Annotated in this window: 9 protein-coding genes and 1 riboswitch; of the genes, 6 read left to right on the forward strand and 3 right to left on the reverse strand. The window is 73.9% G+C overall.

The features are described from left to right. Positions 1 to 25: 25 nt before the first annotated feature. The 3 genes from EDJALFJO_RS06680 to icmF form a co-directional block, all read right to left on the reverse strand. Positions 26 to 370, reverse strand: a complete 345-nt coding sequence (locus EDJALFJO_RS06680; protein WP_088283460.1) for a hypothetical protein — start codon at positions 368 to 370, stop codon at positions 26 to 28. Positions 371 to 563: 193 nt separating this feature from the next. After that, positions 564 to 1070 (reverse strand): MarR family winged helix-turn-helix transcriptional regulator, encoded by a 507-nt coding sequence (locus EDJALFJO_RS06685; RefSeq protein ID WP_088283462.1) that lies wholly within the window; start codon positions 1068 to 1070, stop codon positions 564 to 566. Positions 1071 to 1140: 70 nt separating this feature from the next. Continuing rightward, positions 1141 to 4404 carry a fused isobutyryl-CoA mutase/GTPase IcmF gene (gene icmF / locus EDJALFJO_RS06690; RefSeq protein ID WP_233149717.1) on the reverse strand — a complete coding sequence of 1088 codons (3264 nt, stop codon included), beginning with the start codon at positions 4402 to 4404 and terminating at the stop codon, positions 1141 to 1143. 250 nt (positions 4405 to 4654) lie between these two features. Between icmF and EDJALFJO_RS34865 the strand changes: the two genes are divergently transcribed. From EDJALFJO_RS34865 to EDJALFJO_RS06720, 6 genes are all read left to right on the forward strand, one after another. Further along, positions 4655 to 6022 (forward strand): hypothetical protein, encoded by a 1368-nt coding sequence (locus tag EDJALFJO_RS34865; protein ID WP_198950068.1) that lies wholly within the window; start codon positions 4655 to 4657, stop codon positions 6020 to 6022. Positions 6023 to 6093: 71 nt separating this feature from the next. Further along, on the forward strand, positions 6094 to 6741 hold the full coding sequence (locus EDJALFJO_RS06700; protein WP_088283464.1) for an AAA family ATPase: 648 nt from the start codon (positions 6094 to 6096) through the stop codon (positions 6739 to 6741). 289 nt (positions 6742 to 7030) lie between these two features. Then, a complete protein-coding gene (locus EDJALFJO_RS06705) occupies positions 7031 to 8251 on the forward strand; it encodes an ANTAR domain-containing protein (RefSeq protein WP_158220316.1) in 1221 nt (406 codons plus the stop codon). 110 nt (positions 8252 to 8361) lie between these two features. Further along, positions 8362 to 9369, forward strand: a complete 1008-nt coding sequence (locus EDJALFJO_RS06710; protein WP_088283468.1) for an FKBP-type peptidyl-prolyl cis-trans isomerase — start codon at positions 8362 to 8364, stop codon at positions 9367 to 9369. 137 nt (positions 9370 to 9506) lie between these two features. Then, entirely contained in the window at positions 9507 to 10070 is a 564-nt protein-coding gene (locus tag EDJALFJO_RS06715; protein WP_088283470.1) for a DUF4383 domain-containing protein, read from the forward strand. 279 nt (positions 10071 to 10349) lie between these two features. Next, positions 10350 to 10528, forward strand: a riboswitch (cyclic di-AMP (ydaO/yuaA leader). Between the two features lie 2 nt (positions 10529 to 10530). After that, positions 10531 to 11307, forward strand: a complete 777-nt coding sequence (locus EDJALFJO_RS06720) for a C40 family peptidase (RefSeq protein WP_233149718.1) — start codon at positions 10531 to 10533, stop codon at positions 11305 to 11307. Positions 11308 to 11420 lie beyond the last annotated feature (113 nt).

The following is an 11420-nucleotide window of genomic DNA, read 5'->3' on the forward strand; positions in this document are numbered from 1 at the left end:
GTGTGGTCGGGCCGGTCCGGTGCGGTCAGCGCCGGTTGAGCGTCCAGTAGGACTGGCCGCCGTCGAGCGCCGCGAAGAAGACGTCGACCTCCTGGCCGGACTTCTTGTACCAGCGCGGGATCCCGGTCGCCGCGCCGACGGTCCAGCCCTTGGCGACGTAGGCGGCGTCGAGCGAGGTCAGCGTGACCGACACCGTCCTGGGCGACTGGACCACGGCCTTGGAGCTGCTCTGGGAGACGATCGTGCCGGCGGGCAGGGGCGCGGTCGCGGTCGGCCAGCCGGACGACGACTTGCCGCCGGCCTGGGCGACGCTCGGGGCCCCGACGACGAGCAGCGCCGCTGCCACCACGACCATCAGGATCTTCTTCACCGCGGGTCCTCCAAGGGGCTCGATCTGTCACCCCTGACCCTTCCCCCGACGAGGTAGGGCCCGACATCGGACCTCGGGGCTCGTCCGAACGGACGAGTTCAGGCCCCCTCCGATCGGCGTGTACGCCTCGCGACGCTCTGTAGTGCTAGTACCTGGTCGTACGACCCCGGGCCCGACGTCGGGCCGGCCGCCCTCAGAAGTCGCCGGCGTCCCGGCGCATCGTCGCCAGGACGTCCACGAGCGTGCGGACGTCGTCCGCGGGCAGCCCGGGCCGGGCGAAGACCTCGGCGTTGAGCGCCTCGGTGGCCTTCGTGGCGACCTCGCGCCCGGCCTGCGTGAGCGCGGCCAGCGTCGTCCGGCGGTCGGTGGGGTGCGGCGTCCGCTCGACGAGGCCGGTCGCCTCGAGCCGGTCCACGGCGTTCGTCACGCTCGCCGGGTGCACCTGGAGGCGCTCGCCGATCCGGCTCAGCGGCAGGCTGCCGCGCCCGCTGAAGAGCAGGAGCATGAGCACCTCGTAGCGGGCGAACGTCAGCCCGAGCGGGCGGAGCACCGCCTCGACCCGGGCGAGCACGATGGCCTGCGCGCGCATGAGCGAGGTGACAGCGGCCATCCCCTCGGCGGCCTCCGCCCAGCCGTGGCCGGCCCAGTGCCGGCGCGCCTCCTCGACCGGGTCGAAGGGGAGCGGCGCGCGCGAGGACATGGACGTCATCGTGCCATCCCGGTCCGCCGCGTGATCCGCGCCGCCGTCCGCGCCGCCGTCCGCGCCGCGGTCAGACGTTGCGGCGGTACTGCCCGCCGGCCTCGAAGAACGCCGCCGAGACCTGCCCGAGCGAGAGCACCCGGACGGCGTCCATGAGCACCTCGAAGGTGTTCTCCCGGGACGCCGCGACCTCGCGCACCCGGTCGAGCATCGCCGGGGCCTCGTCGCGGTGTGCGTCGTGGAAGGCCCGCAGCCGGGCGAGCTGGGACTGCTTCTCCTCGTCCGTGCCGCGGGCGAGGACGAGCGGCGCGGACGGCGTCGCGCCCGCGCCGTCGGGGTCGAGGAAGGTGTTGACCCCGACGAGCGGCAGCGTGCCGTCGTGCTTGCGCTGCTCGTAGACCATCGACTCGTCCTGGATCCTGCCCCGCTGGTACCCGGTCTCCATCGCCCCGAGCACCCCGCCGCGGTCGCTGATCCGCTCGAACTCGGTGAGGACGGCCTCCTCGACCAGGTCGGTGAGCTCGTCCACGACGAACGACCCCTGGAGCGGGTTCTCGGTGCCGGACAGCCCCCACTCCGCGTCGATGATCATCTGGATCGCGAGGGCCCGCCGCACCGAGTGCGGGCTGGGGGTCGTGACGGCCTCGTCGTAGGCGTTGGTGTGCAACGAGTTCGCGTTGTCGTAGATCGCGCAGAGCGCCTGCAGCGTGGTCCGGATGTCGTTGAAGTCCATCTCCTGCGCGTGCAGGGACCGGCCCGAGGTCTGCACGTGGTACTTGAGCTTCTGGCTGCGGTCGGAGGCGCCGTAGCGCTCCTTCATCGCGACCGCCCAGATCCGCCGGGCGACCCGGCCGATGACGGTGTACTCGGCGTCCATCCCGTTGCTGAAGAAGAAGGACAGGTTCGGCGCGAAGTCGTCGACGGCCATCCCGCGGGCGAGGTAGCTCTCGACGTAGGTGAAGCCGTTCGCGAGCGTGAAGGCGAGCTGGCTGACGGGGTTCGCCCCGGCCTCGGCGATGTGGTACCCGCTGATGGAGACCGAGTAGAAGTTGCGGACGTCGTGCGCGATGAACCACTCCTGCACGTCGGCCATGCAGCGCAGCGCGAACTCGGTCGAGAAGATGCACGTGTTCTGGCCCTGGTCCTCCTTGAGGATGTCGGCCTGGACCGTGCCGCGGACCGTGCGCAGGGTGCGGGCGCGGATCGCGGCGGCCTCGTCGTCCGTCGGCGGCCGGCCGTGCTCGGCGGTGAACGCGTCGACCTGCTGGTCGACCGCCGTGACGAGGAACATCGCGAGGATCGTCGGCGCCGGGCCGTTGATCGTCATGGAGACCGAGGTGGTCGGCGAGCACAGGTCGAACCCGGCGTAGAGCGCCTTCATGTCCTCGAGCGTGGCGACCGAGACCCCGGAGGTGCCGACCTTGCCGTAGACGTCGGGCCGCTCGGCGGGGTCGCGCCCGTAGAGGGTCACGGAGTCGAACGCCGTCGAGAGCCGGGTCGCCGGCTGGCCGGCGGAGAGCAGGTGGAAGCGCCGGTTGGTCCGGAACGGGTCGCCCTCGCCGGCGAACATCCGCGCCGGTGCCTCGCCGTCCCGCTTGAAGGGGAACACCCCTGCGGTGAAGGGGAACGAGCCCGGCAGGTTCTCCGCCCGCAGGAAGGTGACGAGGTCGCCGTGGTCGTGCGTGCGCGGCAGCGCGACCCGCGGGACCGACGTGCCGGAGAGGGTCACCCGGCGCAGCGGGACGCGGAACTCGTTGCCCCGCACCGTGTAGACGAACTCCTCGCCGCGGTAGCGCTCCGCCGTCGCGGCCCAGTCGTCGACGAGCGCGAGGACGTCCGGGTCGAGCCGCGCGAGGTCGGCCTCGGTGCGGTCGACCAGGGCCCGGACGGCCTCGGCGCCGGCCGTGCCGCCGGGGTCGGAGCCGTTCTGCTGCAACGCCTCCAGGGTGCTCCGCAGGTGCTGGCGACGGCGGACGAGCCCGGCGAGGTCCTGGGTGCGCGCGTGGTAGCCCCGGACGGTGTCGGCGATCTCGGCGAGGTAGCGGACCCGGGCCGACGGGACGACCGTCGCGAGCCGGGTGCTGGCCTTCGTCGTGACCCGGGGGAGCACCCCCGGGCCGGCCTCCAGGCCCCGCCCGTCGGGCAGGCCGACGAGGAGGTCGCGCAGGTGGTGGTAGAGCGCCGTCACGCCGTCGTCGGCGAAGCGCGCGGCGCTCGTGCCGAAGACCGGCATCTCCTCCCACGGCACCCCGAACGCGGAGCGGTTGCGGACGAGCTGACGGGCGACGTCGCGGCGGGCGTCCTCGGCGCCGCGACGCTCGAACTTGTTCACGGCGACGACGTCGGCGAGGTCGAGCATGTCGATCTTCTCGAGCTGGCTGGCGGCGCCGTACTCCGGCGTCATGACGTAGAGCGAGACGTCGACGAGGTCGACGACCGCGGAGTCGCCCTGGCCGATCCCGGGCGTCTCGACGACGACGAGGTCGAACCCGGCGGCGCGGCAAGCGGTCACGACGTCGGGCAGGTGGTCGGGCACCTCGGAGGCCGCCCCCCGGGTCGCCAGCGAGCGGAAGTACGTGCGCCCCGGGGCGAGCGCGTTCATCCGGATCCGGTCGCCGAGCAGGGCGCCGCCGCCGCGGCGCCGGGTCGGGTCGACGGCGAGGACGGCGACGCGCACCTTGTCCTCGGTGTCCAGGCGGAGCCGGCGGACCAGCTCGTCGGTGAGCGAGGACTTGCCGGAGCCGCCGGTTCCGGTGATCCCCAGGACCGGTGCCCGGCGGCCGCCGGCCGCGGCACGCAGCCCGTCGAGCAGGGCGGACGGCGCCCGGCCGGCCTCGATCATCGTCACCGCGCGGGCGAGCGCGCGGTCGTCGCCGGAGAGCACCGCGTCGAGCGAGGCCGGGTCCGCCGCGGCGGCGAGGTCGACGTCGCACGCGGCGACCATCTCCTCGATCATGCCGACGAGGCCGAGCCGCTGGCCGTCCTCGGGGGAGAAGATCCGCACCCCGCGATCCGCGAGCAGGGCCATCTCCTGCGCGACGATGACGCCCCCGCCCCCGCCGAACACCTGGACGTGACCGCAGCCGCGCTCCGCGAGCCGGTCGACGAGGTAGGTGAAGTACTCGACGTGGCCGCCCTGGTAGCTGCTGACGGCGACACCCTGGACGTCCTCCTGGACCGCTGCCTCGACGATCTCGTCGACGGAGCGGTCGTGGCCGAGGTGGATCACCTCGGCGCCCTGAGCCTGGAGGATGCGCCGCATGATGTTGATCGAGGCGTCGTGCCCGTCGAACAGGCTCGCCGCCGTGACGAACCGGACGGGGTGTGCGGGCACGGGACCCTCCTCGACTCTTCGGAACTCCAATAGTTGGGCATCCAAGTATTAGAGTCAAGGGACCGCCGGTACTCACGCTGCGTCGATGTCGGACTCCCATTCGTCACCGAAGTGCGACGAACGAGACGAACCGCACATCAAGGCGGGGTCAAACGGCTGAATAGGACCCGCCCGGGACTTGCCTCGGGTCGGTCCGACAGGCCAGGTTGTTCACCGTGCGTTCCAGCGAAGTCCCCGGACGGGTCATCTGATGGCTCACAGTGACGACAACGTGAGTCACGGCGGGCTCCTCCTGGAGGACCGGCCCTCGCGCCGCCCCGGCCCCAACCGCCCTGCGCCGCACACCGACCGCTGGTGGCTGGTGGATGCACCGGCCCGCAGCCAGCACAGCCGGCGCGGCCCTGCGCACCACCCTTCGCGGGCGCAGACCCACTCCGACGGCCTCCCGCTCGGTCACCTCTTCGAGCCGGTCACCCCCGTCAACGGCTTCACCTGGCCGGACCGCGCCCACCTCCAGGACGACGACGCGTTCGGCTCCGCCGCACCGGTGGCGCGGGCGCTCCCGCAGCAGACGCCGCACCGGACGCCGCCGAACGGCTGGTCCGTCGGTGAGGCAGCGCCCCGGGCGGGCGTGCAGTCCCGCGCCGCGGCCCCGCTGCCCCGTCGTCGCGACGTCCGCAACGGCCGGGTCGCACCGCCGCCGCCCGTCATCTCGACACCGACCCGCGGGATCGCCCTGGGCCTGGGCGCGGAGCGCGACACGACGTTCCTCCCGCGCTTCAACGAGGTGCCGTCCGGTGAGCCGGGCACCCAGCTCGCCGCAGAGCCGTACACGCTCGACCTCAGCGTCAACCCGCTGCCGAAGCGCCGGGACGTGCGCCGCGCCGAGCAGGGCGACCGGGCCCGCCGGGCGCAGCGCGAGGCCCGCAAGAGCGCGCTCACGGACGCGACGAAGGCGCGGGCCGGCACGGTCGTCGCCCGCGGCGCCGTCCTCACCGGGCTCGTCGCCGTCGGCGTCGTGACGATCGGCGGCCAGCACCTCGAGCTCTCGACGCTCGCACCGGACGCCACCGCCGAGCTCGCGCTCCCGTCGGCCGCCCCCGAGGTGGCCGCCGCCCCCGCGTACGAGATCTACCTCGCGGGCCAGGAGACGACCTGGCAGGCCGGCGCCGACGCCAAGGCCGCCATCGCGGCCGGGCTGTCGGAGGTCAAGGCGAAGCAGGTCGCGGCGAAGAAGGCCGCTGCGAAGCGGGCCGCCGAGAAGGCCGCCGCCGAGGCCCGCGCCGCGGCGAAGGCCGAGGCGATGCGCAACGCGCAGCGCAACCCGCGCGCGATCGGCCGGATCATGGCGGCCGAGCGTGGCTGGACCGGTTCGCAGTGGACGTGCCTCAACAAGCTGTGGACGCGCGAGAGCCAGTGGAAGTGGAACGCCGACAACCCGTCGTCGTCCGCCTACGGCATCCCGCAGGCGCTGCCGGGCCGCCGGATGGCCGCCAACGGCTCCGACTGGGCGACGAACCCGGTGACCCAGATCGCCTGGGGGCTGGACTACATCGCCGGCCGCTACGGCAGCCCGTGCAACGCCTGGGCGCACAGCGAGCGCACCGGCTGGTACTGAGCCGCACCGCAGATCCACGGACGCCCGTCCCCGCCGACCCGGTGGGGGCGGGCGTTCGGCACACTGTGCCCATGGCAACGGGCGAGGTGCAGGGCTCGGGCGGCGGGACGGCGGGCGGGCGCGCGCCGGGCACCGTGTGGGTCGTCACCGGGCCTCCGGGCGGCGGGAAGTCCACCCTCGCGGACGTCCTCGCCGGGCTCGTGACACCGCCGCCGGCGGTCCTCGACAAGGACACCCTCTTCGCCGGCTTCGTGGCCGAGGTGCTCGCGGCGCACGGTCGCGCCCACGGCGAGCGCGAGGGCGCCTGGTACGACGGGCACGTCAAGGTCCACGAGTACGGCGGGATGGCCGCCACGGCGGTGCAGGTGCGCGCGAACGGCTGCCCGGTCGTCCTCGTCGCGCCGTACACGACGCAGATCCGGCAGGAGCAGGCCTGGGCGGCCCTCGTGGACGCCGTGGGGGGCGAGCCCGTCCGGCTGCTCTGGGTCCGCAGCGACGCCGACACCCTCCGGTCCCGGATCCTCGGCCGCGGACGCTCGCGGGACGCCGGCAAGCTCGCGGCCTTCGAGGAGTTCGTCGCCCGGGTCGCGCCGGACGTCCCGCCGTCGGTGCCGCACACGCAGATCGACTGCCGCGACGGCGCCGAGCCGCTCGCGGCGCAGGTCGCGCGGGTCGTGGCCGCCGCGACCACCGGGGACCGGTCGCCGTCCGGCGAATGAACGACGGCACTTCGACCTGGCGTCACGCGTACTGTCGTCTGGCCCCATAATGGGCGGCGCCAGATCGGTTCGCACCCAGCAAGCAGCGCGGGTCCACGTGTCCGAAGGGGGACCACCCCGACGGCCCTGAGCAGACGTCAGGGTCGTGCCCTGTGCCAGGTCACCAGGAAGTCTGGAGTTCCGTGCGCCGTCACCACACCCGCCGCGCGACCCCGCGCGCCCCGGGAGACCGATGCCTCAGGCCTGTGCGCCCGCCCGGGGCCCGGCCGTGATGCCGCAGCCCCCGCAGGTGCGGCCACGGCCCCCGGACGTCTCCGGTGTGCTCGCCGCCGCCCCGCTCCCGCTCGTGCTCACGACGACCGACGCCCGCGTGCTCTTCACGAACCGCGCGATGCAGCGGCTGGTCGGTGTGCCCGCCGACCAGCTCACCGGCCGCTTCCTCGCCGAGTTCGCCGGCCCGCCGCACGGCCGGCTGCGCCGGCTCGCCGCGGTCGCGGCGGCGGCGAACCACCCGATCACGACCGAGGTGAGCTTCAGTCTCGGCCGCCGCCGCAGCATCGCCGTCCGGGTCGTCGTCGCGCGCGGTGCCGCGACCGGCGGTGACGCCTTCCTCGTGTGGCAGGTGACGTCGTCCCCGACGGCGCACGTGCTCCCCGAGCCGCCCGGCGGCGGACCGCGGGACGCCGGTCCGCCGGACGACGAGCCGGTCGCTCCCGCGCCGGAACCGGCCGTCGACGACATCGACGAGGTCATGGCCTCGGACGCCCACGTCCTCACCCTGGAGATGATCCGGACGTCGCCGGACCGTCCTGTCGAGGAGGTCGCGGAACGGCTCGCGGCGTTGGCGGGCAAGGCGTTCCGCGGCCGGCCGCTGCGCATCTCGCTCGACGTCGCGTCGCCTGTCCCGGTCGCCGCGGCGACCGACCCGGTCGCGACCCTCGCCGTCCAGGCCGAGGTCGAGGTCGGCGGCGGCCCCGTGACAGCGTCCGCCGCCGGGACCGTCGTCGTCGCCGACCTCGCCACCGACCCCCGCTTCGGCGGGGCCGGTGCGGAGATCCACCGCCGTCTGGGGGTCTCGAGCGCGCTCGCGGCGCCGCTGCGCCGGGGGGACGCCGTCGTCGGCTCCCTCGTCGTCTACTGCGACGGTGCCGGGGCGTTCGGTGACGAGGACGTCTGGCTCGCCGACTGGGTCGCCGCCGTCGTCGGCGGGGTGCTCGAGGCGTGCGTGCGGTACAACGCCGCGGCCACCGAGTCCCGGCAGCTGCGGACGGCGATGGCCTCCCGGGCCGTCATCGAGCAGGCCAAGGGGATCCTCATGGCCCGGCACCGTGCCGACGAGGACGCCGCCTTCTCGATGCTCCGGGTCGAGAGCCAGACGCACAACCGCCCGCTGCGGGACGTCGCCCGGTCCGTCGTCGACGAGGCCTGCGGCGGCCCGGCTGCGGGGCCACGGGCGGAGCAGGGCCCGGACGGCGCCACGGACGGGGACGTCGCGCCGTCGTCCGGCTGATCCGGCCGACCCGTCGGGTGCGGTGGGGCGGACGGGGTCGCCCAGGGTCTTCCCAGGTCCGTGGGCTACGGTCGTTGCTTCCGTCGACATCGACCGCTCGAGGATCTCCAATGCGCCGTACCACTGCCGTGACCGCCCTCGCCCTCGTCTCCGGCCTCGTCCTGGCCGGCTGCGGCGGCTCGTCGGGCGGGTCGGCGTCCTCGACCACATCCTCGGCCGCGCCGTCCGCCTCCGGGTCCGCCGGGGCGTCGGCCACGCCGTGCACGCCGACCGCCGCGGCGGCGGCGCCGGCCGGTGCGAAGACGACGAAGGTCGGGGTCGCCGTGAGCGGCGCCGCCGACAAGAAGCCCACGCTGACCATCCCGCGCTCGGCCGCGCCGACGACGACGTCCGTCGAGGTCCTCGCCGCCGGCACCGGCGCGGTCGTCAAGAAGGGCGACGTCCTCCTGGCGAACTACCTCGGCCAGACCTGGGCCGAGAAGGACTGCAAGGTCAACGTCTTCGACAACTCCTACGACCGCGGGGCCGTCGCCGGCTTCCCGATCGGGGTCGGCGCGGTCGTCAAGGGCTGGGACAGCACGCTCGTCGGGCAGAAGCTCGGCAGCCGGGTCCTGCTGACGATCACGCCGCAGGACGGGTACGGCGTCAAGGACGCGCAGTCGACGAGCGAGCTCGCCGGCGAGACGCTCGTGTTCGTCGTCGACCTCAAGGACACGATCAAGGGTGACGGGGTCGCCAAGGGCGCCGTCGAGAAGGTCCCGGCGGGCTTCCCGGCGATCACCTCCGAGTCCGGCAAGCGCCCCGACGTCACCTCGGTGACGGGGGTCAAGACGTCGGCGACGCCGGCCTCCGCGCTGCTCGTCAAGGGCACCGGCCCGGCGATCGACGAGAAGAAGCAGCTCGTCCTGCAGTTCCTCCAGACCGACGCGAAGACCGGCAAGCAGACCCAGAAGACCTGGGACGCCGGCCAGCCGCAGGTCGTCGCCGCGACGAGCGTGCTCAGCCTCGTCACGGCCCTCAAGGGCCAGCCGGTCGGCAGCCGCGCCGTCGTCGTCACGGCCGAGGAGGCCAGCTCGCCCGCGCAGGTCCTCGTCGTCGACGTCATCGGTCAGTTCTGACCGTCCGGTCCTGATCTCCCGCACGTCCACCGCGGCGGCGACCGTTCGGCGAGTGATCGCCGAAGGTCGCCGCCGTCGTGCGTAACCGGTGGGTCCTGCGGGTACCTGGGCGTCGACGACGATCCCAGGAGGACCCCATGGCCGACGTGCAGCCCCGGCCCGGCACCGCAGCGGTCGACCCCGCGCCGGTCGGCCCCGCGCCGCACGCCCCGACCCGTGCCGTCGCGCCGCCGCCCGCGGAGCCCGCGCAGGACGCGGCGCGCGGACGCCGGCCCGCGCCGAACCAGCTCCTCGCGCTCGCGCTCGCCGTCGGCTTCGTCGTCGCGGGCGCGGCCGGGTGGGCGGTCACCGGCGGGATGGCCTGGAACGGGCACGACCACACGCGCACCCTCGCCGGCTTCGCGGTGAACCCGCTGCACAACGCCGTCCACCTCGCCGTCGGGCTGGCCGGCCTCGTGCTCTGGCGCCGGCCGGGCGGCGTCCGCGGGTACGGCCTGCTCGTGGCGGTGCTCTACGCCGCCGTCCTCGTCTACGGCCTGGTCGCCGCCGGGCGGACCTGGGACGTCCTCAACGTCAACCCGGCGGACAACGTCCTGCACCTCGTGACCGTGGTCCTCGGCCTCGTCGTGGCGGCCTGGCCGCGCCCTGCGGGGCGGCTTCGCGGCCCTGCCGCGGGCCCGGAGTTCCGCGACGCAGCGTGACATTCCTGTGATCTGGCCGTGATCTGCAAGTGATGTGAGTCATGTTTGTGCCCGAAAAGTCCATATTTGCGAGGTCGGCGGGTTGATCCGCCTCGTGCTGCGACGCACGATGGCAGGGCTGGTGGACCCCGGGGTGACCTGCAGGAAGTCACGGAGCGTGTCCATTTTCGCAATAATTGAACCGCTAACTACGTGTTTGACGGACATGTGAGTTAGGTTCTGGTCGCACCCCTGACTGGGGCGTGCCCGCGCGGACGCCGAGCTCTGTCACCGCTCACGGGCCTCACCACACCACTCGCATGACAGAGGCGGGGGACCCAGGTTCCACGGGTCGGCGAGCGCTCAAGGCGCCGACCCTCGGGGTGAAGCCGAACGACGTCGCAGGACGACGTCGCGGCCGGGTGACAACTCCCATCCGAACCCGACAGCTCACCTCGTAGGCGTCGGAGAGGTTCCCTTCGTGACCCGTCGCACCGCTTCGGGGCGCCTCGGCGCGCCCGTGGCCGGCAAGCGTCAGCCGGCCCATCTCGCCCCCCGTCGGTCGCTGCTCCAGGCGGCCGTCCCCCCCGGACTGGGCACCTCCCTGTCCGGCGGTGTCTCGTCCCTCTCCCGGTTCGGTCTCGCGGCGGTGCTCGGCTCCGCGCTCGTGACGGCCGGCCAGATGCCCGCCTCGGCGGCCACGGGCACGGCCGTCAAGGCGGCGCCCCTGACCACCGTGGCCCCGGCGGCCTTCACCTCGGGCGCCCCGCTCGCGGCGACCCCGGCCTCCGCGGTGACCTTCGACAGCGCCGCGCTCACCGCGGTGGCCGCCCCGAAGACCGCCGCCGCGAAGACGGCGGCGGCTCCCAAGGCGGCCTCCACGACGACGCTCACGGCGGCCGCCCGCCGGGCGAAGATCATCAAGATCGCCAAGCAGTACGTCGGCGTGCGCTACGTGTGGGGCGGGACGAAGCCGCGTCCCGGCTTCGACTGCTCCGGCTACACGAAGTACGTCGTGAAGAAGGCCGGCAAGACGCTGCCGCGCACGTCGCGCCAGCAGTACTCGCACGTCCGCAAGATCGCCAAGTCCCAGCGCAAGCCCGGCGACCTGATCTTCTTCAAGTCGTCGAGCGGTCGCGTCTTCCACGTCGGCATCTACGCCGGCAAGGGGAAGATGTACGACTCCCCGCGCCCGGGCAAGCGGGTCGGCCTGCACAAGATCTGGTCCTCCCGCGTCAGCTACGGCCGTATCGGCTGACGGCACGGTCCCGGCCGGGCGCCCCTGCCCCGGGGTGCCCGGCCTGGTCGACGCGGTCCGGCGCGGGCCGTCCGTACCGCCCCCGTAGGGCGGCCCGCCCCCGCGTCGCCGGT

It is taken from the genome of Kineosporia sp. A_224 (genome assembly GCF_002198655.1).
GTDB lineage: Bacteria > Actinomycetota > Actinomycetes > Actinomycetales > Kineosporiaceae > R-H-3.

Bases quoted from the DNA above. Each gene is read 5' to 3' on its own strand.
- EDJALFJO_RS06685 (WP_088283462.1), bottom strand. From the start codon at position 1,070: ATGTCCTCGCGCGCGCCGCTCCCCTTCGACCCGGTCGAGGAGGCGCGC.
- EDJALFJO_RS34865 (WP_198950068.1), top strand. From the start codon at position 4,655: ATGGCTCACAGTGACGACAACGTGAGTCACGGCGGGCTCCTCCTGGAG.
- EDJALFJO_RS06710 (WP_088283468.1), top strand. From the start codon at position 8,362: ATGCGCCGTACCACTGCCGTGACCGCCCTCGCCCTCGTCTCCGGCCTC.
- EDJALFJO_RS06715 (WP_088283470.1), top strand. From the start codon at position 9,507: ATGGCCGACGTGCAGCCCCGGCCCGGCACCGCAGCGGTCGACCCCGCG.
- EDJALFJO_RS06700 (WP_088283464.1), top strand. From the start codon at position 6,094: ATGGCAACGGGCGAGGTGCAGGGCTCGGGCGGCGGGACGGCGGGCGGG.